A 26,273-nucleotide genomic window follows, 5' to 3' on the forward strand; every position below is an offset into this window, starting at 1 on the left:
GCATTGAAGTGCCTAAGGTTCGCGTCGCGGTATCGGAAATTAGAAAAGACTCGTTTAAATTTATGACATCGAAATGGAGGGCGAGACATTGAATTCAGAAGAAAATGGCAAAGTTATTGAGATTAAAAGTCTGCAAGATTTTCTCGGTGGCCTCAAGATTTTACTAGCTGACACTTCGTTTCCGCGGGAGAATATCAGTACATTCGATTTTGTGGAAGCTATGCACGCATGGCTTGTAGATGTTGACGGGCGGAACAGCTTTTTTGAGGAGCCGAATGACAAACACATCACTTGGTCTGATCTTTTCATATTAATCCAAGCTGCAGCGGTATACGAATAGCTCATTAAATGTTTAGTCCCGGCACTTGATGGATAGGATTGATCTGTGAATAGCAATTCATCACCAAATTTCCCGGGGCCACCGGCATGCGAAATAGAAAGCGCAGCGTTACAGCCAAGTCACCCGTAATCGTTGTAACGGTTACTTCTTGACAGAACATCAGAAAAATTATGGAAACAAGCTTCAAATGGGGGAATTTATTGGAAATGACACAGAGGCAGAATGCAGCAGCAAGCCGACTTTTCGTATAAATTTCAAAATATGCGCGCTGCGTTAAACAAGATAAATTATACCGATCAGAGAAATAGGATTCGCCTGTCCGAGTCTCTCATATTTTTAAGTTTGGCGGTAGTTTTCATGCCCGCATCATTCCTTCGGTTATTTTCCTTCGATTCGTACCATCTACCTATGCTACATCGCATCCGCGCTGACGTAGCTTACCTAGAGCTTGGCAATCCTGTCTTTGCGGAAGCTTATGTTGGTGGGATTTTCCTGCAGTTCTTCTTTTGTGGCGTTGCCTCTGCTCTCCGTGTCTATTTTTCCTTTAGATCGAAAGAAATACACTTCGTTCCTGGAGAGTTTAAAGTATATATCGCTGCGTTTCTCGTTGTAACACTGTGCACTCTGTGTTGTTCATTCATAATTTTAAATGTTTCTTCATTTGGAATGACAGGATCTCACTCTTGGTTCGAGAATAATATTTCTGGAAATCTGCGTGGAATGCCACTTCCAGAGAATAACTTTGTTTTTATGCTCACAGGAATATTTATGCCAGTCGCATTTTGGCCAATTATCTTACTTGCTCTAATGATCATTGAAGCCTTCTTGGGGCGGAAAATCACGATTACGCAACTACTTCAGAGGAACGAAGAAGATGCCGGCAAATAAGAAAGATTCTGCACTTAAATTTTGAATGATGAACGAGGGACGAGACATCGAAAACAGATGAATATAGGCGAGATATTGAGATTAAGAATTTAAATGATTTCCTGAGAGGCATCGATCTCTTACTCGAAGATTCTTCGTTTCCTGGGGGAAATATAAGTACATCTGATTTTTTGGAAGCCATGCAAGCATGGCTAGTAACTATGAACGCCCGAAACAGGGCTTTTGAGGAACCGAATGACAAATAAATAACTTGGTCTGATCTATTCAAATTGATACAAGCCGCAGCGATGTATGAGTAGCTCATGAATAGAAATATAGGATTATTCAAACTACAAAGTCTTATGTTCACACTGAGTTTCAATCGGGCGCCGAAGTATGGGTCGGTTCCGGCTGGGGCGAAATGACAGCCCAACACCAAGCGGCCGCAGATACTAACACAAACTTGGCACTGCATCCTGCTCTCTAGGAGTATCCAATGAGCACCGAGTTATACATTGCTGGCTTTCGTCACGGGAAACCCGCTGGGCTTCCGGTGGTCGATGTGCTTGCAGTCTTCGGACTGAGCAAGGAGGATCAGAAGGGGGGCTTCTATGCTCTTTCATACGATCACCTGAATTTGTGCGATCTCAGCGTAGGAACGCAAAATGATGAGATCACAGACATCTGCATTTTAAGACCTTGCGGGCATAACCGACTCTATTCGGAGGTCTTCTCACTCCTGAGCAGTGGCCCTTACGTTGCTTTTGTCCCCAGCGGACCATTGGTCGCCGTCCGGGCTGAAGCGGGAAGCGACATACCTGAAGACATGCGGGCAGTATTCGGCCCGCCGGTAACTGTCTCCAGTGCAAGCGCGCTGAAAGCTGAATTGTTCGAATGAAAGCAATGGGCCATATTGCGGCCCATCTCCGCTAGTGTCATTTGGCCCCTAGTCGGAACCGACCCCAAGTTCGAGATTTTGAAGTCAAGGAGTGGGTTCTAGCTTAAAGTGCGAATCGCACATGATAACGATGAGTTATCCAATGCAAGGAACCCTTCTTGGAGCGTATCTATTCGCATATTGATCTGGATGAACGCTGCAAAATAGCCCGCTGGCGCACTGCAAAGCTCTCTGTCGACGTTATTGCGGAGAAGCTTGAAAGGCACCGCTCGATCATTTCAACGATGATGAGATCAAGGATCCAAACGGGTATTACTGCACGATTGCCGCCCTTTTCACCAATGAATTAAGCAGGCGCTTATAACCGTTTGCATCGCTCTTTCCCGCGGTTATGTGCGACGCCCTGATATAAATACTTCAACAATCGCAGGGTATCGCTCAATGACGCCACAGCCCAAAAAATCACCTCGTCCAGATGAGCTTAGTCACGAATTATGCCAAATATATTGCATGCCTTGACCCGCCTTTGCAGTGTCGCGAGTGAATCAAGCGTGGAACGAGGCTATTTTAAAGCTGCGAGTTCTATTGCAACCTGTAGTTTAATCTGTAATCTTTTATTCAACCTTTTTTTGTACTCGGGTATACTTATTTTGTAAAAATTATCGATTTGGTCATCAGACAGTTCTACTTGGCAAACATTGGTTCCATTCACTAACAAACTGCAGATGTGATAGTCTGAAAGCTTGTAACCACTTAAGAAGTAGGCGCTTTCAACGGACCCAATCTCTCGATAAAGCACTTCTAGCAATCTAGAATTGCCTCTTTCTTCGAAGAGAAACCTGGCTCCTTCCTCCAGTTCCTTTTTATACTGTTCTTCAATGGCACTGCCTATCAGCTTCATCTCACTCCCCCGGGAGAGGCTATAGCCAAGCTTACCAAACAATCTGTCGTGACCGTCATTCCGAAAGTTGGCTGAAAGTTGTCGAATTTGTCAACAAAAATTGGACGACCTCGATCAACCTCTCGGTTACATAAGTTCCCTTCGCCGGCACTTCCCAAAGTCATTGTTAGAAGCATTCTTAAAACCTGCGGGCTCTGAAGCATGGTTCTCAGGTAGCTCTACATAACTGTGAGCTCACAAGGACGTCAGGCCACGGGTGCTGGTAAGCGATAAGCTACGATCGTACGATGTAGCCAACCGGGAGATTATGCCCCACGTCGGAAATAGCTCGCACAAAGGCCTCAACAATAGAGCAGCGAGTTCATATCTTTCCGTGCGGCGATGCCCCCAGCGGATGATGCGCTTCAATTCGGCACCGCAGATCCTGAGTTGCAGCGTTGCCGCCTAAAAATTCATAGTCAATCTTGCAAAGTGCGACCTCACGAGATCGCTGTATTATCAAGGATGGATTAGACTAATTTGCAGTTTTGACCCTGTGGCTTCTGCGTATCGACGTAATGTAGAAATGGACGGAGAAACCTTACCGCCTTCAAGCCGAGCAATGGCTGATTGGGTCGTGCCGATACGTTTTGCTACATCAGCTTGCGACATCTTTGCGTCGGCTCTTGCCTTCACAAGAGCTTCGACAAGAGCAAACTCTGCATCCGCCTTTTCATACTCCTTCTGGAATTCGGGATCGTTCATAAGGCGCTTTTTTAGGTCTGAAATCCTAGTCATAGCTTTACCTGTTTCATTCGCTGCTTCGCTAAATCTAAGGCGCTCTTAGGTGTTTTCTGCGATTTCTTGACAAAAACATGAAGAATGACAACGCGGCGTCCGGTAACAGTAACGTACAGACCCCGCGCAATTCCTTCCATTGCTTTAGCACGAAGCTCCCAGAGCTTTCCCTCCAAATGCTTGACATGAGGCTCATGCAATTGGTCTAAACCAACGCTCTCGACCATCTCCATTAAACGGACGAGACGGGCCTGCAATCCAGCAGGAAGCCCCTCGATTTCAGCATCCACAGTGTCGTCAAGCGTTTCAACTACCCATCGCATATTTGCTATATAGCGCAAAAGAGATGATAGCACAAGTTGGAACCAGGTGAATGCGCCCTGAGCTGCAACCAGTGACCGGGTTTCCAATCAACATGAGTAGCAAATTCTGGAATACTAGATTGCCAGTCAAAAATGCGGTGTGCGGGTGCGGCGACGGATTGTATTGGCGTAATCTCGTTCGAGCTTATTAGCCACTCGCGCACTGTTTCTCGGATAATGATGATCGCTCATAGGCCAGCCTGTATCTTCCCTACGAAAACTCCGCGGAGACCGGAAACAGAGCCACACTGCTTCAACGATAAGTTCATTCGAGAAGCGATAGCGGTGATAAAGCGAGGAGCGACTTTCGTGCATGCCCTCTTTCCGCTCAGTGTCTATCCCCCAAGCTGGCCGGCACCTATTGCTGCTAGTGCGGCCAGGACGATTGATCGCGTGGCAATCTATTGTCTGGATCGTGAACGTGCACGTCATCATCTGCAATGAGATTGGCGGGAAAAATCACAAGGTTTGTTCCGCCGGCGTGCCGTAATAACGGAAAGAGCAGCCCCCGAAGACCTGCCAAAATGACAGTGTCTGCAAGCTTCCATGAAGGAGGAACCTTTCTGTCAATGCGAGCGATTTTCCGCCATGCGCAGTGCCATTGAGCCCAGGCAATATCCCAATGAAGCGGATCGAATCCCTTCGACAGATCGGCCACTTCGCTCAGTGTGATCTTGTACGCTGCAAGGGTAGCCGGCGGCGTGATGCTCGCACCCTGCCGATATTCTTCCAGTGCAGTTTGTGGCGCCATGGATAGATAGAGGGCCTCGACGCCGGGTCGGTTGAAGCGACCGCCATCAACAGCGGCCCCGGCGCCGCTGATGGGAAGAAACGCCCATTTCGGTGTCAGGTACCGGTGAAAGACTGTGTCCGGGCCAATGCGGGTTATCTTCACCCGCGCGCTCCATTCTCCAGGTCCCGAATATACGCAAGAACAGCCTCTATCTCTCCATCGGCTACAAGCTCGGCGGCCGTGCGATGGCCATAATCGGCAATCGGTTCGTTTCGATACCAGTAGATTGCCTTCGCAAGATCGCCAGTCAGCTCGGCAGCCGCAGAGATCGCCTTGATCATTTCCCGCATCCTGCCCTGCAAGCGCTCGGAGGAGGGATTACGCAGGGTGTTACGGTGAACGCCCGTCAATTCTGCAAGATTCGCGACCTTAACACCGAGCGCCTTCGACAGGCGAGACGGCGAGATATAAGGTGTCCGCGGCTCCTGAAGGCTATCAACAAAGCCAGAAACGACTGCGTAGGAATGTACCGTCTGAGCCTGTTCCATATCTATTCTCCGCTCAATCTAATGCACAATATATGCACATTTTTTCACACATCAAGCATGACGCACGAGAAATCGCTTTGAAAGCTCAAAATTCTGTCGCTTCCGCGCCAGCCGCGATTCATTCATCGAAGAGCGTTTCAGTAATAGTCGCACCAAGAACGCAAGCGGTGAAGAGTTGCTCGAGGGCTTAAATGTCATCGAGACCTCCCGGTTCGCCTTTTTCTGAAGCGCGCCGCTTGACAACGTCTGCAAGCTGCAAGTCGTCTAGTTTTTCGAGCATTTCCTCATAGACCTTTGCTGGCACCATATATGCCATGATCCGATTATGATTCAGTACAGCCACGGTTTGACCATGTGCCATTTCCATCACCGCAGAGGGGCTTTTTTTAAGTTCAGACACGCTGACGGCGACATTCGCTTCAATGCGCAGCATAACTCAAATCCGATCTATAATAAGTACTTTTTATAATCTGATATTCGCTGCAGAAACAGTTTATAAATACCAATTTTGTCGATTGAAGCTAAATAATGTAATTCTACATACATGCCAATCGCAGCAACGAACGATATGCTAATTCAATAGTAAATTTTGAAAGAATACACGGTGGTCATCAGTGAGCGAAAATCCCTCTAGGCGCATAGTTGAACAGCGTATCCGCAATAGGGTCATGGACGCTTTAAGTTGCTTGGCGAAGGGCGCTCCGGCGATTGAAAGAATGGTTCAAAAGACTTCTTCGAGATGTTTTATGATTGGGTTGATGATGAAAGCCCAGCTTGGCCTTGGCCGAAAGGATCGCCGGAGACAATGACCGCGTCGGAAGTGCATGCTGTGGCCGAAGTTCTGTCAGTCGTGAACGTAGCGATGGCAGATATTGGCCAAGCCGATGACGACGCCATTATTGCTTCCGGATGGCTTGAACGTATCTCGCCTGTGGCGAAGACAGCCCTGGATTTGATGCTTGCTCGAGGCTGCTTTGCAGAAGATTTTGAGGAACTTGCGCCGAGCAACAGGATTTTGGAAGCTACCCTAGCCAGTAAGTTGAATTAGATCCCGGTGCGTCGCTCCGTTCGTCAAGCTATCGGCCCTACTTGCCACCATATGTGCCTTACAAGCTCAATCGGTTCTAGCGCATTTGATGGCGTAGTGTTTGTCTTCATATGCTTCAATGAGATCAGAAGGAATATCGAAGCGCATTCGATCGTCGCTCAGTGGATCCGGCAGGTTATCAAAGTCGTGGCTGACTTCTGCAAGGGCCCATGCGAGGTCATCATCGTTTCTGCTGGCACGAAGTCTATCGATCACTCTGTCTCCGGGTTCGTTGTGTCATATTCCTTGCGAGTGCTAATGAACATGTTCAGCACGCGCTTATTCGGGTAGGCACCATTATCGGAGAGTAGCGACCGTCGCACCAAACATTAAAGACCTAAGTCGATATCTTTGGAGTGCTTGCGCGCTTTGATTTTGGTGCCGATCGTATCTTGCGTGCTAACTACGTTATCCCCAAGAGCGTTATGCTTGATTTGATCTCGCACAAACGCAGCATGTTGCTCATCATGAGATTGAATATGATTCCGCTCTTCACGAACCATATTTTTTAAGCGTTCAAGATCGTTGCCAAGGCCAGCATTCTCAATCAGCCCTTCGACGTGATCCTGAGCAAGGCTGATGGCTGTCTTGCCGTAAATTTCTTCAAACTGGGCTGAAGCAAAGACAAGCGCATGAGCGTTCTCAGCGCGCGCCGTTGCTATTGCCTGCTCATCATGCCCAACGGTTGGATCATTCTGAAGATCAGCCAGATGCGCGTCGGCGAGACTTGCAAGCCTCTCGGCGAAGACCGTTGCCTCCACCCGCGCCGCTGCCATTTGCCCAGCAAAATGGCGACGCTCTGCTTCCTCACCATGTTGCTGACGATGCTCGTTCCAGGTGATGCCCTTGTTACTTCCAGCAAATTCCAGCTCGATCACCCCTGCCCCAACCTTCTCAGCTATTTCTCTTGCTGTCTCCTTACCGACATTTGGCAATGGCAGGCCGTTAGGACTGGTCTTGAGAGTTGCTAGGCGATCATTGTCAGGAGCGATGAACATTGGACGGGATGGATGTGTCTCGCGCAGCTCTTCACAAACGGCACGTAGATTGCCGTCATCAAAGGCACTGATGATTGCCTGGCCAGACAGTTCAGAAATTGTCAAAGCTGCTGCAAACCCTTCTGAAATGATAAAAGGCTTGTCTTCTGATAGTTCTAACTGAGCTTGAATACCTGCTGCACAGGCCACCGTCATCAGCCCATGCTTGCGACTGTCTCTCATCAAGCTCTGAACGGAAGGATTAACGCTCTGCAGCGTCCACAGCCTTATGTCTCGGTCAAAACCCGGTATGAGCAAGTCGCCTGACTTAAACACGTGGTATGCAGGATTTGCCGCGCGTAGCGCTTTTGCTTCCTCTGGGGTTCTTGCAATGCGGATACCAAGTGCTGCCACTTCAGGTGAGACGTGATCTGGCACTTCACGCAGCCCGAATGCTTCGGGATGTTCAATGCCTTTGGATCTGCAGTATGCATTTTCGCTCGTAGCTATTGGCGCATCTCTCCACAATGCCTCCGCCGCAAGCGAAGTTTGTTCCTCAAGCCTCTGACGTTCCGACACACGTGCTTCGCGCGTTTGAGCAGCTTGTCCCTTCAGGTGCCTCGTTTCCTCGGCCGACAATTGTTCAACTGCACCATCTGCTTTCCAGTACACTTGAGCGCCTGTCCGAAAATTCTGTATGTAGCCAGCCGGTATCTGTCCATCCAAGTCACCGACATAGGCGCCGCCTGTTTTGAAACAGCGATCGCCCGTAGTCTCAACACGATGCAGCCGGCCGTCCATGATCGGAGCACCCAGCAAAATTAAACCCTCGGCTCGCAGCGCCTCTGCAAATTGCTCTTCCGGAGCTTTTGGCCTCGATGCAGGTATCACACGTGGCCCATCAGCACGCCACTTTGCCAGGGCCGTGAGATCAGCATCTAACGGCACAGACCAGGCTTTCGCTTCCCTGTCCCACTCGAGTTGTATCCCAGCCGCTTTTGCAGCAGCCTTTGCCTGGTCCTTTTCCGCGTAAGGTAAAGCGAGATAAATACGGTCCGAGGCATTCTCTACAGGATTGTCGTGCTCTACCGCGACTTCCAGGTTTCTGGAAAAGATACGAACTGCTGAGATGCTGATTTTATCATCAGTTTTTCCCAGTAATTGCGATTTCTCATCTTCAAACGACAAAATATGCGTACTGATGCGTTCTGCATCAGATGTTGCCCGGAAAATCTCACGCGGATCATACTTCAGAACTTCGATCCAAGAGGCGACATATGAAGCGTGCTGCGCCGGATCGTGAGGCAGTTCAAGCTTTTCTGCGAGCATCAAAGAGGCAATTTCGGCACGAAGTTCCTCCCTTGCATATCCAAGGGAACCAAAAGGATCTGACAGATTTCGGTTCAACCGGTCTGGGTGTCCGGTCCAGTGCCCAAGTTCATGCAGCGCGGTGGCGTAATAGCCTTCACTCGAGCTGAACTGGTCGCGCTCAGGCAAGACAATCTCATCTTTGTCCAGTCGATAAAAAGCACGGTCACCACGCTTATGTTTGATCTGAGCCCCCGATGCCAAGAGCAGGGATTCAGCACGAACAATGCGGATCGCCGCCGGCACCACAGGCTTTGCATCCAATTGTGCTAAGCCGTCGATCTGCTCTGCGTTGAACACGGTGAAATTAAACGATTTCGGTCGCTCAAGCTCAACGGTGATCTTCTTCCGCTTGCCGTTTTCAAGGATCGTGTTGCCCTGAGCATCTTTGGCATCGCGTTCTTCCGCAAACGACCAAAAGACAATTTGCGTTCCTTTCTCGCGCCTGCGGACCTTTGCGCCTGCATCACTTGCTTGATTAAACGTCATCCAGCGGGGATCAGAATAACCCTGCATCTGAAGCCAAATATTGTTGAAGCCGCGATACGATTTATCTGTGTTGGGGTTATAGGTTGCGCGCAATTCCCCGGCCTTCCAAGGCTTCTGCCATGGTGCAGTTCCTCGTTCGAGCTGTTCAATCAGCTGCCTTGCAACTTTATCGATATAATCTCTCTTCATAATCAGCGGCCCCTCTGATCGCTAACGGGATCGGCGCTGATATTCTTGCCTTTAAGGAGTTCAACGGGCTCATCATGGCCTAAGCTCTCATTGCCAATCCATGCATCCTGATGTCCGATTGCGGTTTCCCGAAACGCACCAAGAACCTCCGCCTCATCAGGCATATGTTCAATCATAACGCCCGGCGTGTGAGCATCATTGGCAGAGCGACTGACCACCGGAACGGTTCTGATACCCGAAGCAGTCGGTTCTCCCACAATTGTCCTGTGCTTCATGATCCTATCTTCCCTTTCCTGCTCTTGGTTTGATCGTCTGTAGATCAAACTGTCGGCCGTATAGATATTGACGAACCGCACCTGTGCGGGCTTGACCGCGGCAGTGAAGCCATAGCGGGCGAGATAGCCGTTATAAAACCCGCGTTGGAAACTTCCTGTATTGTAAGCGGATAGAGCCGCTCGCAGCGCCAATTGTGGGTCCTTGTTTGCCTTGATGGCCGATCCAAAAAAGGCAGAGAGCACACGCGCTCCGGCTGCAATATTCTTGCAGGGCTCAAACATATCCGCGATGGTATAGCCAAGCTTCTCCAAGTTGCGATTGTTGACCTGCATCAGTCCAAGATCCACCGAATAGCCTTGGGCGGTATAGCTAATAGCAAGTGCTGCTGCATGGGCCTTGTCCGTGGGACGCGAGGTCGGACCTGCCTTATTCACATGAATGGCAAGCGGATCGCCCTTGCTCTCAACTTGAATAATTTGCTGTAGGGTTTCAGGCGCAATATTTGGTGCACAGGCTATTAGGAAATCGGCGCCGATCATGCCTGCCTCCATGGCGTCATTGCTCTAACATCGCCAACAACCAAAACCGGGCAAACCGTCCCATGAACGCGTTCGAGTGGCACTGGCCCAAAATAACGACTATCGAAACTGCCTTCACTGTAAGCTGAGAGCACCCAGACCGTGCCCGGAGCAACCCTGTAAGTGCCATCTGGCCATGCTGGAACGGACTTCATAGCGACCGTATTCTGCAACTTTTGACCATTAATATTCGCATCTTCACCATGCCGGATAACAACGATGTCGCCCGCGACTGCAGCAACAGCTTTTAAGAACGGGATCGCATGTGTGCCGGGACAAGAGCCTGCCTCGATATGACCGCGCTCTTCCATAACCCGGATCAATGGCTGATCAGGTGCGCAAAGCTCGATAAAGTCTCCGCGTTCAAGACGTCGCTTTGGCTGATGAGGTGTCATCCGCCAAAGTCCACGCGGTGCCGAATTAGTGAGATTAAGACGATAGCCAGCATAATAGCCGAGCAATGCACCACTCCACAGACTGCCACTCAGCAAAACTGCCGTGATGCCGATCATACGTTTATTCATGCGCTGCCAACCTTTTTGCGAATGACATCCGATTTTGCAGGCGGTGGCGTTTTTGAACGTTCCGAGAAGACCGGGTCCATAAAATAAAGGATCTGGCGTCCCCTAATCGGTGGCTGACCGGCAACAAAGATCAACATTTCACCTGCTTCAAGAATATCGCCACTGGCGTCCTTGCGAGGCCCAGGCAATCGCATGATCTCATCTGGCGTCATCAAGGGGCGTTGATGCTCCTGGTAGCTGCGGGAAACCTGGTCGAGTACCATTCCAAACCGCTTGCCCGAGGTCGAAATTTGCTCTTTGACGACCGTCATTTGACCGGTCATCCTGCTCATCCATTCAGCCGTTTCGACCTTGTTGGGAGCGTAAGCCACACGCACATGACAATTGGATATGATGCTCTCGTAGTTGGAGTAGCCCTTGTAAAGCTGCTGCACGTCTTGTGTGATAATATAAGCTTTCATGCCGTAACCGGCGATATAAGCGAGCGCACTTTCAAAGACTTCCAGCTTGCCCAAGGTTGGAAATTCATCAAGCATCAGCAACAAACGATGCTTGTGCATCGCCTTTGATCGCCCCTCCGAAAACTCCATTCTGTCAGCAAGGCTAAGAACAATTTGTGTCAGGAGCAGCCTGGCGAGTGGCCGCATCCGGTCCGCATTGCGTGGGGTGGTGATGAAATAAAGCGATACAGGGCGCTCATGGTTCATCAGATCAGACACTTTGAAATCAGAACGAGTGGTGTTCTCGCCAACGATCGGATCGCGATAGAGAGAAAGCGCATTATTGGCCGTGGAGATAATGCTTCCAAGTTCACGGGCCGGTGTCTGCCCCATGCGGCGACCAACACCCTGAATGGAACGCTGCGCTTCATCGGCAGCAATACGCGCTTCCTCGGTTGAACCTACCGTACGAACGAGATCAATATCCCGCATTTCGTTAAATAAGCCAGACAAAGCGCGCGGATCACCATCGCTTTCATCCGACATATCTGCGCCTTGTTCGTGTACTGCAAAATCCCCCACGCCGGTCAGCATATGCGCGCAGTCATAAAGGCCAGGGATACGGCCAATATGATTTGCCTTATAAAGGGCATGAAGAATGAGACCGACCAGAAGTTCATAAGCTGCACTGCGAAAATGATCGCCTGCAATGCCTTTACCGTCATCATCGATAACCATCAGCGCTATATTCTGCGCGTCACTCACCTGATACCGGGTGCCGAAACGAATTTCTGAAAGCGGGTTCCAGGAACAGCCAATTTCAGGTTCTGCTGGATCAAAGCGAAGAATGACATTGTTAGCATGCTTCTGGCGCCAGCCTGCTGTTATGGCATAGTTTTCGCCCTTGCGATCAAGCACGAAGAGACTATGCGGCCAGCTTAACAGCGTCGGAATGACCAGACCAATGCCCTTGCCAGACCGCGTAGGTGCTAAGGCACATAAATGTTCAGGTCCATCATGTCTGAGGTAAATGGTAGAGCCACTGCGCAGATCGTCATATGCGCCGCAATAGACACCTCTCCCTGGCTGACCAGGAACCGGTAAAAGGCCACTCTGCTTGATCTCGTCTGCAGTCGCAAAATGTGCAGTGCCGTGCACATCCGCATGTCCCGTGGAACTGCGTTTTGAGAAACCGAACCACAGCACGAAAGCGATCAGACCAATGGTAATTGCGGCTGAGAAAATCAGAAAACAATAGTTAAATGTGAGCGGCGCATAGCGATAATAGGGAAATAGCCAGAGCCACCAGGCATAAGGCGGATAGAGGTGCCCAGCGATCGGCTTGCCAAAACCCGATGGATACTTCAGCGTTGCAGCGATAAACTGCGTACAAAGCGCATTTACACCGGTCAAATAGGCAGAAAAAAACGCGAAGCCGCCCAACCAGCTCGCCCATGGGGGGAGTTTTCGAAAAATCATCAATCTTATCCATAATCAAAGCGAAAAGCCCAAGGCGCGCTCGTCGGCGTCGGCTTTGGACAAACATCTCAAGGCAAATGTCAAAATCTTAAAGACAAGACGTGGAGGAATGGGCTCAACAAAGCTTCTCCCTACGCTTGGAAAACAGATCCTGGTATGTCGTCCTCCAACTGTGCTGGCCCTAGTTTGCACGCTAAAATCGGCTGAAATTCAAAGGAATTAAAAAGACATTCAATGAGATCCACAATGGTAGAAAAGATATATGTAAGTTCTTCCCCTCTATCGTTATAACGCTGAACGTCATCCAGGATGAAACATACTCATAAAGCAGATTGCTTTGATATAACTACTAATAGTGGGTAGAAGATAACTCCTATAAAAAGCGATAGTTCGTTCTCTAAACTATCTCGCCACCTCTCCCCTGTGCCAAATTCACAAACCGTCCCCTACCATCAACTTCAACGCGCTGTCCGCGCCTCCAATGTGAGGCTTTTGCGATCACGCGACTTGAAGAAGGCTTTACCAAAACCTCATTTCCCAGACCCAACAACACGACTTCGCTACCGTCACTCATCTCTCTGCGCCCTTGGTAGATAACCGGGCCCGCATCGTCCGGGGTCCAGAGCCTATGAAAAGCAATGCTGCCAATCCGCAATCGATCAGCATTTCGTTTCTCGATGAAGGCTGTAATGGCATCGACTGCCCGTGCTGGCGCTTGTTCAGATTCCGCTTTTGGCTGCCGTGGTAGGTGATCAGGTGTCGTTGAGGATCCTGCTTTATTCTGAGCCCGAGAAGCCAGTCTGATTTTTTCCATTGTCGGGTCATCGAAGTGCACATCATATTCATAACGGCCTGCCAGTTCAGCAACGTCTCGCCTGAACAGCTCCGAGCCTTCGACAATTAAGGCCTGAGCATCAAACTTCTTTGACGCAATCTCCAGTGCCATTAAGGCTGTGGCGGCAGAATTGCTTTTGGCGTGAATGCGTTCTCCTCGATCAACAATCACGCCTCCGTCAATTGCTCGGTAAGTGACGTTGCCGCGGCTATCAATGCGCGGTTTCAGATCCATGCAGACAAGTTGTTGGGCTGTTTCAGAAGGATTGCCAGATAAGATATCAGCATTCTGGATCTGGCGAGATTGTCGTTCGCGTAAAATGGCAAGGGCGTCTGCGCCTCCCCGCCGGGCTTGCTCAAGCAACCAATCAGCCCATGATGGCATTGTTGTTTCTTTGAAGAGATTCTCGCGCCTTATGGCAATAGACGCTCGATTGGACTGGCGCGCGGCATCGATCTGATGCCTGATCATCGCCTGCGCGAGTTTCTTCGACAAACCACGGGTCGTAATGTTCAAAATCATGCGCTGCTTAACAGTCCACTGCTTCAAGCCTTCTTTGAACTGCGCATTCTCTAGACGGATGGCAGTAAAGCCCTGGCTACGTCTTTCTGTACGTAAGCGCCGCTCACGCTGATACTGCGCAAAGAGTGCCGCAGATGACGGAACCCTGCTCAAAGGTCGCGGCTGGTAGCGCGATTTCATCTTCACGCCCGACAACTGCTCAGAATGATGTTCCAATTGCTCAAAAGGCCCAAGTTTCTTTATGAGACTGGCCAAAGAAAAGGCGCGGTCAGCGGAACTTGCTTTGGTCCACAAATCAAGCGTCTTGTCCCCCATGACAAGACCGGCACCGCGCAGTTTGATCGTCAATCCATGCTCGGCCGCAATCAAGTGCAGCTCCGACCAGCTTCGTGCCTTGTGCAGATCGCCGCCGATTTCCCTTGCAATGTACCCTGCAAGAGTCTCTTGCATGCTTTGATGTTCAATGCCCTTCAATTGGCTTCCTGGCCCCTCTGGTCGCGATCCAGTCTCGATATTGTAGCACTGAGACAAATATCGCCGGAACCGACCGCCCCGTACGTCTGTGCGCTGCTCTGGCTCAGATTGGTGCTCAGGGCCTTGCGCGTCACCAGGGTCGTACGATCTATCCTGTTCCAATCCATGACTGGTGCGTTCAAGCCCGTACTGAATTTCCAGTCGTTCGCAGGCCTTCATCAAACGCCGCTTATCGTAAAAGGGTTCAATGTTCTGGAACCCAGTCGGATGCACCTTGTTGATCGCGACATGGACGTGAAGATGCTCCTTGTCGATGTGCACTGCCGAAATCCGCTGATGGTCCGCATAACCAATTGCAGCGCATAGCTCGTCTTCAATCGCGTTCAACACTTTAAGGGATGGCTGCTCGCCAGGCGGAAATGAAAATACCAGATGGTACGTCTTGTCCGCTTTTGAGCGACTATTGCGAAGTTGTGTGCGCTGAATTGCCAAAGTGGCTCTCGCCGGATCATCGCTCACGCAGTTGGTTACGCGCACGCCGCCAACTTTTTCACCACGTTCATTTGTTTCCAACGCACCGACGAAAATGTAATCGGCGGTCTCTTTCCAACTGCGCGGATCAACACCACCTTTTGCATCAATGATGTAGCGAACCAAACCGGCTGCCGTTGATGTTTTTTTCTCAGACAGCACGCGTTTGGCAATCATGGGGTCAGGCTGTCGATCTGATGTTTCATTTGCATTTTGAGCGATCGAAAATCATGCATTAAAGCATCGACGTCCGAGGCCGCTGCCCCCTCCCCTCGCTTGGTTGCGAGCCACAATTTAAGCAAGCCCGCAACACGGCCAAGATCGGCGTTAATACGTTCAAGTCGATCCGCCGCTGCCAAGTCGACGGCCGATAGGATTGGAACATTCAACGCAACAGACCGGATGAACGCAGATAGCGTAAGGCCACTCAACTCGGCGCGTTCCTTTATCTCATCCTCTTCAGTTTTTGAGACGCGCAGCCGTATCGTCCGGTTGCGAATGTCCGTGCTCGCCTTTGTGGACTTCATCGCTTTCATTTCCCTTATGCTATGGCCAATTGCGGCAGCAATCGTCTGCCTCGCAGAGCAAGATCTGCTTCGAGCCGAAGGCGAGTAAGCTGAGGTGTTTGATGCAAAGCGGTTTACCGTTGTAGCTACAAACACACATCTTGCCATCTCTCACACCAATCATGATTAATTAAAATCAATTGTAATCAAGTCATTTTTACCCGTACTTACAGATACTTAATTGTAATCAATACCGCTCAATGCTGCTCATTTCGAATGACTGCGCGCTCATTATTTATTGATTACGCTCACATTATTAGGGAAGTGGAATCTGAGAACCCTAAATTGGGTGCAATAGCCTGCCGTTGCTTTATTTCAAGCATAGATCAACATTATACGCGGCAAGATTTTATCGAGTTTTGATTGAAGCATTGATGACAGGCAAAAACAAACCACCCGGAAAACGCGGTGCTCATCGGGTAACGGTGATCGCTCATCTCACGACAATCGAGGAAATGATCCGCGAAGGGCACACACTGCGATCGATATTTGAAGAGATCACCGGCCTAAGCTCAATGAGCTATCCGGTTTTCACACATCATGTCCGAAAATACCTCACGCTCAAAAGGCCATCATTAAAACGCGTCGAAGCAGCTACGCGGCCCCTTGTTGAACCGACAGATGTTTCGAATACTCTTGCGGACCACTCCCCCGAGCCCTTGCATCGGCTCCCCGACCGCAAGCCGGTATTTGAGCACGATCCAGACAGCGCCAAAAAGCGCGACGATTTGATTTAAGGAATTTCATGAACCAGATTCACTTCACTCTTCAGGGCAAAGGCGGCATCGGCAAAAGCTACGTTTCATCCCTGATCACCCAGTTTTATCGGGAACGTGAACGCTCCTGCGTAGCGATTGATACCGATCCGGTTAACAGCACCCTTGCAGGCTACAGAGGCTTAAGCGTCCAACGCATCGAGTTGATCGAGAAATCTAGAATAAATTCCCGCATGTTTGACAGCCTCGTTGAGCAGATACTCTCAACCGATAGCAATTTCGTCATCGACAATGGCGCTTCTTCCTTCGTGCCTCTGACCTATTATCTGCTGGAAAACGATGTGATCAATATGCTCACTGAATCCGGAAAGGAAGTCGTGGTCCATACCGTCATCGCCGGAAGACAGTCATTGGTCGACACTCTTGCAGGGCTCGACTCCATCATGACGTCAATGCCTGATGAGACCTCTGTCATTGTATGGCTCAATGAATTTTTTGGCGAGATTGAAGCCGATGGCAAGCCCTTTGAACAGATGAAAACTTATCTGCGCCATAAGCATCGCATTACCGGGCTGGTTCACCTTCCACGACAGTCGAGCGAGACATTCGGATGGGATATCGAGCACATGCTCGAAAGGCGACTGACATTTGAGGAGGTTCGTATGTCAGAAGAATTCAGCCTCATGTCGAAATCACGACTGCACCGAGTGAAAACCCATACCTTCAATCAATTGCAGCTTTTGATGTGAAATCCATGCTCGATATCAATGAAATAGCCCGTGACGTCGCCCTGAGAAACGGCACACTCCTCGGAAAAGACGATCCGATCCTGATATCTGTCTCGATCAATGAAAAGATCATAAGGCATTACACCGATATCCTCATTGCAGATCAGATCGACCGCCAGAAAACACTCGCAGTCACGATTGAACGCCACAGCGAGTTATCCAAAGAAGCTGCAAGCGTCATCATCACAAAAGCGGTCGAAGCTGTTCGAGAGCAAGCCGTTAACGCAATCCGACAAACCGCCGAACTGATCGGTGAGAACGCCGCCGCAAAAGTTCGAACTGAAGCAATCACGCTTCAGCGTGAACTTGAACAATTCCGCTCGAGTTTTTTCAACCAGATCAGGACGATCCAATGGCTGATCTACGGGCTTTCAATGTTAATCGCAGCCCTCTTTGGCATGTGGTTTGGTATGCGGATATTCTGAAACTAGTCGCACCTCTTGCTGGTCCACGAGGTGGAATTTTTGAAACCGTTCTAAGCGTTTTCAACGTATCGTTGAACCGCAAGTACTCAGCGGCAAAACAAAGGCAATTACCTGTATAACCGAACTGTGTGGTACGGGCACCCACATCTCCGGAGGAGGTTAAAGCGAATGAGTATCAACATTGGTTTCGAGAAGCGTATTACTAAACTGACCTGGTGGATTTATTGGAGATGGCTTCTTTTATCGCTTCTAGGGCCAATTCTGGGGGCATGTTCTGGCGCCCTTCTCGGCTTTATCATGGGTATGTCCGGCGTCCACTTGGACAACATAAAGATCATCACAGGTGTCGTTGGCGGCGTTATTGGGCTTAGCGTTGCTTTCTTTGGATTAAGATTTCTCGTCAAGAGGGCCGTCGAACATCGCGTTTTGGGCTTCCACTTCGAAATCGACAGGCAAGCTGATACACGGCTCGAGCGTTACTGAAATAAAACAAGCCCCGGCGCGTTTGTCAGCGGTCCGGGGCTCAACAACCTGTTTTTGACTAGCCTTCAAAGCATTCTGCAAGGTGATTGCAGCGACGGCAATCGCGTGACGCTGATTTTGAAGACCCAGAATGGAGTTACTTGAAATCAATGTAACGGTTACTTGTTGACCGCATATCACAACGCTTATTGAAATGCCCTAAGAAAGGGTCAATGACAAGGTGGAGTGCACCCCATTTGCTCGGACGATAGGCTTAAGCCGCTTGTGCCGGTATGACCTCGGCGGCCACCCGTTCGCCTATGTCACGCTCGGCAATGGAAAGCTCATAAGCGGTTTGCAGATTGAGCCAGAATTGCGCGCTGTTTCCAAAATAACGCGCCAGCCGCAAAGCTGTTTCCGGCGAAATCCCGCGCTTGCCATTGAGAATATCAATAATGCGGCTGGATGGGAGGCGCAAAGCCAGTGCAAGCTTATTGGCCGACATTTCCCGCGTTTCCAGTTCTCTCTTTAAGATGCGTCCGGGATGTACAACGAGCATTTTCCGACCCTCTCAATGATAATCAATAATTTCAACATCAAACGCATGGCCGTCCTTAAACCGGAAGCATATGCGCCAAGGGCCATTGATATTCATAGCCCACTGCCCTTTTCGGTTGCCCTTCAATGGATGAAGGTTCAACGACTTCAAAGGACTAAGATCACTCAAGGCGCTGGCCGCATGCAAGGCTGATAGTTTTTCAATGCAAGATCAACATCCAGGCCTGTAAATTTGCTTTTGCCGGTTTGTGCCAGACGTTCCGTTGCTGCGTTCGCCCATGACTTAATCATACATTATTCCTACCACGTTAAACGTTATACGTCAAGCGTATAATTCAATATTCATGATGAAATGCGCCCCCTCGCCTCACACGTATTGAACGTAGAAATGCGCTTGCGATTAAAGGAACCACAATGGAGGATTGCTCCAGCCACTATGATTCAGGCTTTGAGTTCGGCCATTTTCTCCGAAAGCGCCCACAGCGCTTTATTCAGCCTGATATCCTGGTCAATGCCATTGACGGCGCGGGATTTAACACGGCGCGGGCGGCCGCATGCGTCACGGCTAATGCCACGTAATCCGCCCTTTATGCAGTTTTCTTGCACAGTGTTAAAAACCGTCCACAGATCGTTTGCCTTGTCATCATGGCGACGCGGGATGAGAAGTTGAGCGGGTTTGATGGGTGTATGGCTTACGCCCTCTGCATTGCCAAAACGCAGCATGTGGGCGGCGTCGGCAAAGATCGCCTGCTCATCTCGGTTCAAATGAATAGCTGACCAGTCCTGCGGGGCGGCGAGAACCTTTTCGGCTTCATTTAATACGCTATATGTGCCCTCTATCACCTTGCCCGTCACATCGCCTGAATGGCGAACCTTGATCGCTTCAATTGTGCCCACTTGGGCCACAAGTGAATTCATGCAGCGAATGCGAAACAGCCCTGCCATCAATTCATAAGCGCTTGTTCCGTCATTGGCGTTCTTGAGAAGGATTTCACAGATATTGTCACCGACGCTGTAGCTATTACCGTCATCGATACGGCGCAGGCGAATGAGGTGTTTGGTAAACTCGGCTTTGCCTTCAATCCGACTGCGCGATTGCTTTGCTCCGACCGGCACAAAACCCTCTTTGGTGAGCGCACGCAGGATTTCGATTGTCGGGATTGGCTGAAAGCGGTGTGAGCGGCTTTCATGGGCAGTGAGGGCAAAAATAGACGGTGCAGTTTTAAACATTTCGTCCTCACGCATCGCGCGGTCATTGTCGAAACGGGCTGTATCAGTGCAGATAGTCATAGGCTTTCTCCGCTTTTAAGTTCTGTCCCCTAAAGGGGTCAGCAGCATCGCGCTGCTGTACCTCTTGCCTCGTGGCGAACAGCGGGTGTGCAAGCGGAGGGGTGGTTTCGCGGGGAACCAGCTGCAGAGAGCAAAGCGAGCGAAGCTGGGCGGAAACCAATCCGAAGCGCGCTGAGGGCGGATGCCCTAAGCCCTTAAAAATCCGATTGAAACGAGGAACTCACGACACTGAAGAACCTTCTTTGATCTCGCTATGAAAATGGCAAGAAAGCCTTGCTCGTAGACGATAGGCTAAAGATTAATGGGTATCGTGTGATGCCGGTCGCCTGCCGCCACGCTATCGTGCCCAGCATTTTATTTTAAGCGCTGAAGCCCGATAGCATAGCCGCTTCCATTCCAGAAAACCTGAACTCATTGCCAGCAATCTCTGGCAGTCCTGCTTACTCTTGCGTTCAAGCACATTTGCAACGGCAAAAAGCCGACCTAACTGCGGTTGCCAATTTTATCTCCAGCTCTCACATCAAATAATTGCGGAGAGTTTTCAGAAGTAACAAGACTTGTAATAAGCACGCATTAAATTTGCGGCAGAACGAGTGCCATGGAAATGAATAAAGCCTCTGCTGTGTTTTGTGTAACAAAAGTCTCTAAGGGCGTCGCTTTTCTAGCGCCCTTAGAACGCTAATCAGGACCCAGTTTTGGCCTGAATTTCTCTAATCAACTTTTCTAGCCAGTGCAGACCAACCGTATAATATTGGAGAGGTTTTTGCCTCGCCCTTGCTCTCGGTGCTCGATGGTGATCAGTCCATGCGTTCGAGCTCTCCGCAATGCATTGCGGGCAGTTGTGAGCCCTACGCCTGCGAGATCACCGATTTCCTTGTTGGTGCGGCAGCATTTACCGGTCTTCTGGATATCGGAGACTATGATGTAGAGTACGGCTTGTTCACCTTCAGTAAAAATACAACTGATGTGCGGTGGCAACGCGCCTGCAGCAGCGAGAATTCGCTTACGTGCGACACGCTGAGGATTATGCTTGCCAGAGGCCGCTTCCACCCGACGTTGCTGTTTCTGCAACTCGGTTCGTCGCTCGAGCACCATTTCATAAAGCGCAAAGCTCATTGGGTCGAACCGATTGGTGAGCTCAATCAGCTCGCTCGCGATTTTGAAGACCTCGTTTACCTGTTCAATAGTCTCAGCGCGCTTACATAGCTCCACCACTTGCTTCTGCATGAACTCTATGCGCAAGCATAAGGTTGTACTCGTCATGTTGCCCTTTCTGAGAAAGGCACAAAAATCCGGCGCAGAAGCGCTAGAGGCCGGCATTGTTGCAGAGAAAGGAGCAAATATTGCTCTGCCGTGTGGAGATACCGACGGGATTGGAGTCCATCAGCCCCAATTCCGAAGAAACTGCCTCCGCGTCCGTTTTTTGTGTCCGTAATTCTCTCCATTAAATCTGATTGAAAATTGCATAAAGTAATCAATAAAACTGACCCAGATTGAATAGGAACACGTCCAAAATCAAATGGCAAATTGTTGGGGGCTTTGTTCAGAAAGGCTGCTCAATATGAATTGGCAGCTACAAAATTCAATCTGATAGCGAATGCCAAACACACGCCAGCGAAAGACTCCGATCAAAGACCTCCTATCGGCCCATTGGCTCCGGTCAATCAGTAGTGCGGTGATAATGCGTGCTGCTGCGCGCACGACCTTGAATTTTATATTTATCTTCGCCTGTCGAAAGATGCTAGCCCGCCTTTCGGCGGGCTCAAGCGGTTAGCGTATCGTTCCCGGACGGTTCCAGATAATGGTGAAGGTATTGGGATCATCCTGGCCTGACGTCGGTCCGAGATTGGCGTGGATGCGGCGGGCGAGCTCAGGTGTATCGATCATCAGCGCGATATAGGTGTTACCTGTGGATTTGACTGTTCGGATCCAGGCAGCACCTACTTCGGCGCGGTTTGACAGGATACGATAGTCCGGCGATTTCTCGCTGGTCTTTGTGATGGGCACCAGCTTGATGGGAGCGTCGATGGTTAGAGTGCGCAAGAAACCTTCGTAGGTGCCGTTTTCTTTGTAGGTGACGTAACCGATTGCAGACATTGTCTTACTCCTTAACCGAAGGGACTATTCCCTTCGTAAGAGATCGGTCGAACAGCTGTTAAAGCGGATGCGCCAAGGTTTGGTTGAGCGTGTTTTGCAGCGTAGCGGCCGCGAGGAGACGAGACGTCGGGGAAAACACGCGTTGCGTCAGCACAAGCATGGCCTTGCGCATTCGCTGAAGCGGTTCAGATTTCAGACGAAGTGAATTTAGTCCAACGTTAAGAAGTTGCACCAACTGCAGCAGGTTCAGCCCAGGGAAACGGATCAGAGCTGTCGCTAAGGACTTGACACAAAAGACGCCAGATCCACGGCACGACCCCATCGAATAGACCATTTGCAGCAGGTCGTTGTAACACCATAGCGCTCAGGGGTTTCTAACCATGAGGACCCGGTGCGGAAGCGCGACAGAATGCCATTGAGTACCATCCGATCACCAACGCGGTGCAGGAAGCTATCTTGCCAGAAATGTGTTATCAGAGCGCTATCGATTGATCTATTTTTGTATAACGGAAGGCAGATATTCTCCGCGTAGTTTCCTGTCAAATCGTCCAGCCACCATCAATGTTATAGGCTTGTCCGGTGGTGTAGGTCGCACCGGCGAGATAAACAGCCAAATCAGCGATTTCTTTCGGCTGCCCAATTCGTCCAATTGGCTGTCTCGCGATAAACGCAGACCGTGCCTTTTCATAGTCGCCGTGATCCCGAAGCCGTTGTTGCAAGGACGGACTATCTACTGTGCCGGGGCATATAGCATTACAACGGATACCCGCTGAAACATAATCTGCGGCCACTGATTTTGTCAGCCCTATGACACCCGCTTTTGTCAAACCATAGGCAAAGCGGTTAGGAACGCCTTTGACGCTTGAGGCGACAGACGACATATTGATGATCGCACCGTCTTGACGCGCGAGCATACCCGGCAGGACAGCTCGAATGGTACGGATCATTGACCGAATGTTGAGATCAATTGCCAAATCAAGCTCTTCATCACGCATATCTAAAATAGAACCGCCATGAACACAGCCCGCACAGTTAAACAACACATCCACTATGCCGATCTCGTTTACCAATGAAACGACCGCCGCCTCATTGAGTACATCAAGCTTTCTGGTGATGATGCGCCCAGCGTCTTCAAAATTCTTCAGTGCATCAATATTGACATCGGTCGCATATACCGTTGCACCGGCTGCTGCGAAAGCGCGGGCACTTGCATGTCCTATGCCTTGTGCCGATGCGGTAATGAGAACGATCTTTCCGTCGAGATTGTTAGACACGTCAAGGTCTCCGTCAGTGTTCTACCTGAAAACGAATTGTCTCAATAGGTGGTTCTGCCACCACTAAGATCAAATGTTGCGGCTGTGGTGTAAGAATTTTCTTCCGACAACATCCATGCAACCATGGAGGCGACTTCGTTCAGCTCAACAAATCGGTCCCGCGGTATGCGCACGCGCATGTATTCAATAAACTCTGGTGTAAGACCGTCGAGGATTGGTGTTTTTGCAGTGGTTGGCGTGATGCAATTGACTGCAATGCCAGTTTTTGCCAGCTCTTTACCGAGCGATTTCGTTAGGCCAATCACACCAGCTTTTGCCGCACTATAGGCAGCGAGATTAGGGTTTCCCTCTTTACCAGCGACAGACGCTATATTGACGATACGCCCGTAATTATTCGCAGCCATCAGTGGAACAATTGCACGGCAACAGTTAAATGTGCCAGTTAGATTGACAGCTAACACTTTGTTCCATTCGTTCTGATCATAGTCGACGAGCAGCTTGACTGGGCCGGTGATACCGGCACTATTGACCAGGCCATCAACAGTTGAAAGCACTGCAATGGTTTGCGTTGTGGCATTCTCCACGCTGGTCCCGTCTGCAACGTCGACGCCAAAAGCGATACATTCAGCAGAGAGCCTTTTGGCCGCTCTTTCTGCCTCGCCGGCATTCAGATCCCAGATCGCAACAACAGCACCTGATTTTACCAAACGCTCAGCGATTGCAAAACCGATCCCTTGCGCGCCACCCGTTATGATGACGCGCTTCCCATTCATATCGATCCGATTCATCTCTATCCCCCTGCGTATAACAGTAAATTCAGGCTGCAGCTGTGACCTGATTCTGCACGCCCAATCCCTCGATCTCAACACGCATTATATCGCCCGGCTGAAGATAGCGTGGTGGTTTCATACCCATTCCAACGCCGGGGGGAGTGCCCGTCGTAATCACATCACCCGGCTCCAGCTTCATGAATTGCGAAATATAGGAGACGATGAAGGGAACTTTGAAAATCATCGTACCAGTTGAACCGTTTTGAACACGCTCACCATTGACGTCGAGCGTCATTGCAAGGGCATTAATGTCTGCAATCTCATCAGGTGTAACAAGCCACGGTCCTAACGGACCGAAGGTTGGACATCCTTTACCTTTCGTCCAGGTTCCGCCACGCTCTAGCTGGTACGACCGCTCCGAAACATCATTACAAACACAATAGCCGGCAATATATTCTGCTGCTTCATCCTCGGTGACATAGGATGCAGTTTTGCCGATAACGATTGCAAGTTCGACTTCCCAGTCTGTCTTTTGCGATCCACGCGGAATAAGCACGGTATCATTCGGGCCAGTAATGCATGAAGGTGCCTTGTTGAACAAAACAGGCTCAGTGGGTATCGGCATTCCACTTTCTGCTGCATGGTCAGCGTAATTCAGGCCAACAGCAATGAAATTTCCAACGCCGGTGATGCATGATCCCAGTCGCGCACCCTCAGGTGCAAGAGGCAGGTTCTCGATCTCGATTCCTGCAAGCTTCGATTTGATCGTTGTAAGTTCTTTGCCGGAGATATCACCTAGAATAGATGAAAGATCGCGAATGGAGCCATTTTCATCCACAACACCCGGCTTTTCAGCACCAACGCCTCCAAATCTGACAAATTTCATCTTTTTTCTCTCCCTTAGATTGATTGAGCCAAGCGTTTAACACCCTTATTGGCATAGTTTGCGTGATGCTCTTTCCAGCTCATTCCCATCGGTAAGACTGGTGCGTCAGAGTAATCCTCTTCCAGCCAGATTGCGCATGAGATGGGACGCACCAAACGCCCATGGAGGACAGTCTGTTGATAGTTTTACCCGGTTTCTCAACGTGCCCAAGTGCTCGTTGGAAATCGATACAATGTCACCAACATGATGTGTAAAGCCCTGCCCAACTTCACCTCGATCTTCTGTTGGCGCGAACAGAGTTCCCATAAACAAAACCAGACCATCCGGATATTGATGATGCGCACCAATTGTTTGTAAGACCAGATCAACCGGATCGCGGCTGATCTCTTTCATTGAGCTATGCCCGCGAAGTAAAAAGCCATCGTCGCCTTCAACGGTCAGTGTCAACTCGGCAGCACGCACATCATCGAGATCGTAAGTTTCATCAAACAGCCGCAGCAGTGGACCTATCGAACACGAAGCATTATTGTCTTTCGCCTTGCCCAGAAGAAGCGCTGACCGTCCCTCTATGTCGCGCAGGTTGACGTCATTGCCCAACGTCGCCCCGACAATTCGCCCCTGACTGTTTACCGCCAGCACAACTTCAGGTTCAGGATTGTTCCACTTGGAAGCAGGATGCAACCCGACATCAGCACCATGTCCGACAGACGATAGGACCTGTGCTTTAGAGAACACTTCCGCATCCGGCCCAATGCCGACTTCGAGGTATTGTGACCACAAACCTTCTTCAATCAATGCCGCCTTGACCTGCTCTGCCGCTGCAGAACCGGCTTTTAGATCGCGCAAGCTTTCGCCAATAACCGAGGCAATGCGACCACGGATACGCGACGCCAATTTGGGATTACCGGCGGCACGTTCTTCAATCACACGCTCAATCATCGAACGGGCGAATGTAACCCCACAAGCTTTCACCGATTGAAGGTCAATTGGGGCCAGCAAGTGGATCCGTCCATCAGACCCGCAATTGAGCAGGTCTGTTATATCCGCAATGGGCTCACCAACCGAGTGAGCGACATAGGCTGCCGGATCGCCCATTTCGAGAAGATCACGCATTGTTGGTACAACAGTGCTGGTGATATCTACAACCTTACCGTTGCGTATCGCCACAACAGCTGGTCCCTCAACATCCTCACGCCAGACCCGCCCTACAAAGGTTCCGTTTTTAAAAAAGTCCTGAAGAGACATA

General features: G+C 50.0%; 30 protein-coding genes and 3 pseudogenes. 10 read left to right on the forward strand and 23 right to left on the reverse strand.

Annotated elements, in window-relative coordinates; translation table 11 throughout:
* Positions 1 to 88: 88 nt before the first annotated feature.
* The 4 genes and pseudogenes from QSJ70_RS17575 to QSJ70_RS17590 all read left to right on the forward strand — a co-directional run.
* Complete coding sequence (locus tag QSJ70_RS17575; protein ID WP_285538274.1) at positions 89 to 340, forward strand: DUF7660 family protein; 252 nt, start codon at positions 89 to 91, stop codon at positions 338 to 340.
* Positions 341 to 562: 222 nt separating this feature from the next.
* Positions 563 to 1,228, forward strand: coding sequence for a hypothetical protein (locus QSJ70_RS17580; protein WP_285538276.1), 666 nt, complete (start codon positions 563 to 565; stop codon positions 1,226 to 1,228).
* A 475-nt stretch (positions 1,229 to 1,703) separates the two neighbouring features.
* Complete coding sequence (locus tag QSJ70_RS17585) at positions 1,704 to 2,105, forward strand: hypothetical protein (protein ID WP_285538278.1); 402 nt, start codon at positions 1,704 to 1,706, stop codon at positions 2,103 to 2,105.
* Positions 2,106 to 2,263: 158 nt separating this feature from the next.
* Positions 2,264 to 2,433 (forward strand): annotated as a pseudogene (locus tag QSJ70_RS17590) (helix-turn-helix domain-containing protein); the annotation flags it as partial.
* Positions 2,434 to 2,667: 234 nt separating this feature from the next.
* Here the strand turns inward: QSJ70_RS17590 and QSJ70_RS17595 are convergent.
* Positions 2,668 to 3,006, reverse strand: coding sequence for a hypothetical protein (locus QSJ70_RS17595; protein WP_285538281.1), 339 nt, complete (start codon positions 3,004 to 3,006; stop codon positions 2,668 to 2,670).
* Between the two features lie 244 nt (positions 3,007 to 3,250).
* Between QSJ70_RS17595 and QSJ70_RS17600 the strand changes: the two are divergent.
* Positions 3,251 to 3,427: pseudogene (locus QSJ70_RS17600) on the forward strand (IS6 family transposase); the annotation flags it as partial.
* Positions 3,428 to 3,504: 77 nt separating this feature from the next.
* On the opposite strand, the gene QSJ70_RS17605 reads toward QSJ70_RS17600, so the two are convergent.
* The 5 genes from QSJ70_RS17605 to QSJ70_RS17625 all read right to left on the reverse strand — a co-directional run bounded on the left by QSJ70_RS17605 (position 3,505) and on the right by QSJ70_RS17625 (position 5,859).
* A complete protein-coding gene (locus QSJ70_RS17605) occupies positions 3,505 to 3,750 on the reverse strand; it encodes a helix-turn-helix domain-containing protein (RefSeq protein WP_244923372.1) in 246 nt (81 codons plus the stop codon).
* Positions 3,751 to 3,779: 29 nt separating this feature from the next.
* Positions 3,780 to 4,073 carry a type II toxin-antitoxin system RelE/ParE family toxin gene (locus tag QSJ70_RS17610; protein WP_352231016.1) on the reverse strand — a complete coding sequence of 98 codons (294 nt, stop codon included), beginning with the start codon at positions 4,071 to 4,073 and terminating at the stop codon, positions 3,780 to 3,782.
* Positions 4,074 to 4,512: 439 nt separating this feature from the next.
* On the reverse strand, positions 4,513 to 5,040 hold the full coding sequence (locus QSJ70_RS17615) for an RES family NAD+ phosphorylase (protein WP_285538285.1): 528 nt from the start codon (positions 5,038 to 5,040) through the stop codon (positions 4,513 to 4,515).
* The gene (locus QSJ70_RS17620) at positions 5,037 to 5,426 is read right to left on the reverse strand and encodes a hypothetical protein (RefSeq protein WP_285538288.1); all 390 of its coding nucleotides are present in this window, start codon (positions 5,424 to 5,426) and stop codon (positions 5,037 to 5,039) included. The genes QSJ70_RS17615 and QSJ70_RS17620 overlap by 4 nt, the downstream gene beginning before the upstream one ends.
* A gap of 187 nt (positions 5,427 to 5,613) precedes the next feature.
* Entirely contained in the window at positions 5,614 to 5,859 is a 246-nt protein-coding gene (locus QSJ70_RS17625) for a type II toxin-antitoxin system Phd/YefM family antitoxin (RefSeq protein WP_285538290.1), read from the reverse strand.
* A gap of 372 nt (positions 5,860 to 6,231) precedes the next feature.
* On the opposite strand from QSJ70_RS17625, the gene QSJ70_RS17630 reads away from it, so the two are divergent.
* Entirely contained in the window at positions 6,232 to 6,474 is a 243-nt protein-coding gene (locus tag QSJ70_RS17630; protein ID WP_285538292.1) for a hypothetical protein, read from the forward strand.
* A gap of 66 nt (positions 6,475 to 6,540) precedes the next feature.
* Here the strand turns inward: QSJ70_RS17630 and QSJ70_RS17635 are convergent, their stop codons facing one another.
* From QSJ70_RS17635 to QSJ70_RS17665, 7 genes are all read right to left on the reverse strand, one after another.
* The gene (locus tag QSJ70_RS17635; RefSeq protein ID WP_285538295.1) at positions 6,541 to 6,729 is read right to left on the reverse strand and encodes a transcriptional regulator; all 189 of its coding nucleotides are present in this window, start codon (positions 6,727 to 6,729) and stop codon (positions 6,541 to 6,543) included.
* A gap of 113 nt (positions 6,730 to 6,842) precedes the next feature.
* Positions 6,843 to 9,536, reverse strand: a complete 2,694-nt coding sequence (locus QSJ70_RS17640; protein WP_285538297.1) for a zincin-like metallopeptidase domain-containing protein — start codon at positions 9,534 to 9,536, stop codon at positions 6,843 to 6,845.
* Between the two features lie 2 nt (positions 9,537 to 9,538).
* Positions 9,539 to 10,351 carry a lytic transglycosylase domain-containing protein gene (locus QSJ70_RS17645; RefSeq protein WP_285538301.1) on the reverse strand — a complete coding sequence of 271 codons (813 nt, stop codon included), beginning with the start codon at positions 10,349 to 10,351 and terminating at the stop codon, positions 9,539 to 9,541.
* Positions 10,348 to 10,914, reverse strand: a complete 567-nt coding sequence (gene traF, locus QSJ70_RS17650) for a conjugative transfer signal peptidase TraF (RefSeq protein ID WP_285538303.1) — start codon at positions 10,912 to 10,914, stop codon at positions 10,348 to 10,350. The genes QSJ70_RS17645 and traF overlap by 4 nt, the downstream gene beginning before the upstream one ends.
* Positions 10,911 to 12,833: a type IV secretory system conjugative DNA transfer family protein gene (locus QSJ70_RS17655; protein WP_285538305.1), complete on the reverse strand. Its 1,923-nt coding sequence runs from the start codon at positions 12,831 to 12,833 to the stop codon at positions 10,911 to 10,913. Before QSJ70_RS17655 ends, traF begins: the two co-directional genes overlap by 4 nt.
* A gap of 397 nt (positions 12,834 to 13,230) precedes the next feature.
* Positions 13,231 to 15,372, reverse strand: a complete 2,142-nt coding sequence (gene traI / locus QSJ70_RS17660) for a TraI/MobA(P) family conjugative relaxase (RefSeq protein ID WP_285538307.1) — start codon at positions 15,370 to 15,372, stop codon at positions 13,231 to 13,233.
* Positions 15,369 to 15,722, reverse strand: a complete 354-nt coding sequence (locus QSJ70_RS17665) for a plasmid mobilization protein (protein ID WP_285538309.1) — start codon at positions 15,720 to 15,722, stop codon at positions 15,369 to 15,371. The genes traI and QSJ70_RS17665 overlap by 4 nt, the downstream gene beginning before the upstream one ends.
* Before the next feature lie 413 nt (positions 15,723 to 16,135).
* Between QSJ70_RS17665 and QSJ70_RS17670 the strand changes: the two genes are divergently transcribed.
* From QSJ70_RS17670 to QSJ70_RS17685, 4 genes are all read left to right on the forward strand, one after another.
* Positions 16,136 to 16,498, forward strand: coding sequence for a TraK family protein (locus tag QSJ70_RS17670; RefSeq protein ID WP_285538312.1), 363 nt, complete (start codon positions 16,136 to 16,138; stop codon positions 16,496 to 16,498).
* An 8-nt stretch (positions 16,499 to 16,506) separates the two neighbouring features.
* Complete coding sequence (locus tag QSJ70_RS17675) at positions 16,507 to 17,226, forward strand: P-loop NTPase family protein (protein WP_285538314.1); 720 nt, start codon at positions 16,507 to 16,509, stop codon at positions 17,224 to 17,226.
* Positions 17,227 to 17,231: 5 nt separating this feature from the next.
* Positions 17,232 to 17,690: a conjugal transfer transcriptional regulator TraM gene (traM, locus tag QSJ70_RS17680; protein WP_285538316.1), complete on the forward strand. Its 459-nt coding sequence runs from the start codon at positions 17,232 to 17,234 to the stop codon at positions 17,688 to 17,690.
* A 168-nt stretch (positions 17,691 to 17,858) separates the two neighbouring features.
* Positions 17,859 to 18,173 (forward strand): hypothetical protein, encoded by a 315-nt coding sequence (locus QSJ70_RS17685; RefSeq protein ID WP_285538318.1) that lies wholly within the window; start codon positions 17,859 to 17,861, stop codon positions 18,171 to 18,173.
* 253 nt (positions 18,174 to 18,426) lie between these two features.
* Here QSJ70_RS17685 and QSJ70_RS17690 read toward each other — a convergent pair whose 3' ends face one another.
* From QSJ70_RS17690 to QSJ70_RS17735, 10 genes and pseudogenes are all read right to left on the reverse strand, one after another.
* A complete protein-coding gene (locus tag QSJ70_RS17690; protein ID WP_215780758.1) occupies positions 18,427 to 18,711 on the reverse strand; it encodes a HigA family addiction module antitoxin in 285 nt (94 codons plus the stop codon).
* Between the two features lie 12 nt (positions 18,712 to 18,723).
* Positions 18,724 to 18,897, reverse strand: coding sequence for a type II toxin-antitoxin system RelE/ParE family toxin (locus QSJ70_RS17695; protein WP_352231017.1), 174 nt, complete (start codon positions 18,895 to 18,897; stop codon positions 18,724 to 18,726).
* A 254-nt stretch (positions 18,898 to 19,151) separates the two neighbouring features.
* Positions 19,152 to 20,000, reverse strand: a complete 849-nt coding sequence (locus QSJ70_RS17700) for a DUF932 domain-containing protein (RefSeq protein ID WP_285538321.1) — start codon at positions 19,998 to 20,000, stop codon at positions 19,152 to 19,154.
* A 723-nt stretch (positions 20,001 to 20,723) separates the two neighbouring features.
* On the reverse strand, positions 20,724 to 21,263 hold the full coding sequence (locus QSJ70_RS17705; RefSeq protein WP_285538323.1) for a hypothetical protein: 540 nt from the start codon (positions 21,261 to 21,263) through the stop codon (positions 20,724 to 20,726).
* Positions 21,264 to 21,770: 507 nt separating this feature from the next.
* The gene (locus tag QSJ70_RS17710) at positions 21,771 to 22,097 is read right to left on the reverse strand and encodes a DUF736 domain-containing protein (protein ID WP_215781456.1); all 327 of its coding nucleotides are present in this window, start codon (positions 22,095 to 22,097) and stop codon (positions 21,771 to 21,773) included.
* Positions 22,098 to 22,406: 309 nt separating this feature from the next.
* Positions 22,407 to 22,538: pseudogene (locus QSJ70_RS17715) on the reverse strand (transposase); the annotation flags it as partial.
* A gap of 98 nt (positions 22,539 to 22,636) precedes the next feature.
* The gene (locus tag QSJ70_RS17720; RefSeq protein WP_215780032.1) at positions 22,637 to 23,371 is read right to left on the reverse strand and encodes an SDR family oxidoreductase; all 735 of its coding nucleotides are present in this window, start codon (positions 23,369 to 23,371) and stop codon (positions 22,637 to 22,639) included.
* 41 nt (positions 23,372 to 23,412) lie between these two features.
* On the reverse strand, positions 23,413 to 24,159 hold the full coding sequence (locus tag QSJ70_RS17725) for an SDR family NAD(P)-dependent oxidoreductase (protein ID WP_285538326.1): 747 nt from the start codon (positions 24,157 to 24,159) through the stop codon (positions 23,413 to 23,415).
* Between the two features lie 28 nt (positions 24,160 to 24,187).
* Entirely contained in the window at positions 24,188 to 25,027 is an 840-nt protein-coding gene (locus QSJ70_RS17730) for a fumarylacetoacetate hydrolase family protein (RefSeq protein WP_285538328.1), read from the reverse strand.
* A gap of 105 nt (positions 25,028 to 25,132) precedes the next feature.
* A complete protein-coding gene (locus QSJ70_RS17735; RefSeq protein ID WP_285538332.1) occupies positions 25,133 to 26,272 on the reverse strand; it encodes a fumarylacetoacetate hydrolase family protein in 1,140 nt (379 codons plus the stop codon).
* Position 26,273 lies beyond the last annotated feature (1 nt).

The organism is Brucella sp. NBRC 12950 (genome assembly GCF_030268145.1).
Classification (GTDB): domain Bacteria; phylum Pseudomonadota; class Alphaproteobacteria; order Rhizobiales; family Rhizobiaceae; genus Brucella.

What these genes read in the sequence shown, in the direction of transcription:
- QSJ70_RS17605 (WP_244923372.1), bottom strand. Translation starts at nt 3,750, where the DNA reads ATGAACGATCCCGAATTCCAGAAGGAGTATGAAAAGGCGGATGCAGAG.
- QSJ70_RS17670 (WP_285538312.1), top strand. Translation starts at nt 16,136, where the DNA reads ATGACAGGCAAAAACAAACCACCCGGAAAACGCGGTGCTCATCGGGTA.
- QSJ70_RS17735 (WP_285538332.1), bottom strand. Translation starts at nt 26,272, where the DNA reads ATGTCTCTTCAGGACTTTTTTAAAAACGGAACCTTTGTAGGGCGGGTC.
- traI (WP_285538307.1), bottom strand. Translation starts at nt 15,372, where the DNA reads ATGATTGCCAAACGCGTGCTGTCTGAGAAAAAAACATCAACGGCAGCC.
- QSJ70_RS17640 (WP_285538297.1), bottom strand. Translation starts at nt 9,536, where the DNA reads ATGAAGAGAGATTATATCGATAAAGTTGCAAGGCAGCTGATTGAACAG.
- QSJ70_RS17665 (WP_285538309.1), bottom strand. Translation starts at nt 15,722, where the DNA reads ATGAAGTCCACAAAGGCGAGCACGGACATTCGCAACCGGACGATACGG.
- QSJ70_RS17690 (WP_215780758.1), bottom strand. Translation starts at nt 18,711, where the DNA reads ATGCTCGTTGTACATCCCGGACGCATCTTAAAGAGAGAACTGGAAACG.
- QSJ70_RS17685 (WP_285538318.1), top strand. Translation starts at nt 17,859, where the DNA reads ATGAGTATCAACATTGGTTTCGAGAAGCGTATTACTAAACTGACCTGG.
- traM (WP_285538316.1), top strand. Translation starts at nt 17,232, where the DNA reads ATGCTCGATATCAATGAAATAGCCCGTGACGTCGCCCTGAGAAACGGC.
- QSJ70_RS17705 (WP_285538323.1), bottom strand. Translation starts at nt 21,263, where the DNA reads ATGACGAGTACAACCTTATGCTTGCGCATAGAGTTCATGCAGAAGCAA.
- QSJ70_RS17655 (WP_285538305.1), bottom strand. Translation starts at nt 12,833, where the DNA reads ATGATTTTTCGAAAACTCCCCCCATGGGCGAGCTGGTTGGGCGGCTTC.
- QSJ70_RS17675 (WP_285538314.1), top strand. Translation starts at nt 16,507, where the DNA reads ATGAACCAGATTCACTTCACTCTTCAGGGCAAAGGCGGCATCGGCAAA.
- QSJ70_RS17625 (WP_285538290.1), bottom strand. Translation starts at nt 5,859, where the DNA reads ATGCTGCGCATTGAAGCGAATGTCGCCGTCAGCGTGTCTGAACTTAAA.
- QSJ70_RS17580 (WP_285538276.1), top strand. Translation starts at nt 563, where the DNA reads ATGCAGCAGCAAGCCGACTTTTCGTATAAATTTCAAAATATGCGCGCT.
- traF (WP_285538303.1), bottom strand. Translation starts at nt 10,914, where the DNA reads ATGAATAAACGTATGATCGGCATCACGGCAGTTTTGCTGAGTGGCAGT.
- QSJ70_RS17725 (WP_285538326.1), bottom strand. Translation starts at nt 24,159, where the DNA reads ATGAATCGGATCGATATGAATGGGAAGCGCGTCATCATAACGGGTGGC.
- QSJ70_RS17645 (WP_285538301.1), bottom strand. Translation starts at nt 10,351, where the DNA reads ATGATCGGCGCCGATTTCCTAATAGCCTGTGCACCAAATATTGCGCCT.
- QSJ70_RS17710 (WP_215781456.1), bottom strand. Translation starts at nt 22,097, where the DNA reads ATGTCTGCAATCGGTTACGTCACCTACAAAGAAAACGGCACCTACGAA.
- QSJ70_RS17730 (WP_285538328.1), bottom strand. Translation starts at nt 25,027, where the DNA reads ATGAAATTTGTCAGATTTGGAGGCGTTGGTGCTGAAAAGCCGGGTGTT.
- QSJ70_RS17595 (WP_285538281.1), bottom strand. Translation starts at nt 3,006, where the DNA reads ATGAAGCTGATAGGCAGTGCCATTGAAGAACAGTATAAAAAGGAACTG.
- QSJ70_RS17700 (WP_285538321.1), bottom strand. Translation starts at nt 20,000, where the DNA reads ATGACTATCTGCACTGATACAGCCCGTTTCGACAATGACCGCGCGATG.
- QSJ70_RS17630 (WP_285538292.1), top strand. Translation starts at nt 6,232, where the DNA reads ATGACCGCGTCGGAAGTGCATGCTGTGGCCGAAGTTCTGTCAGTCGTG.
- QSJ70_RS17585 (WP_285538278.1), top strand. Translation starts at nt 1,704, where the DNA reads ATGAGCACCGAGTTATACATTGCTGGCTTTCGTCACGGGAAACCCGCT.
- QSJ70_RS17620 (WP_285538288.1), bottom strand. Translation starts at nt 5,426, where the DNA reads ATGGAACAGGCTCAGACGGTACATTCCTACGCAGTCGTTTCTGGCTTT.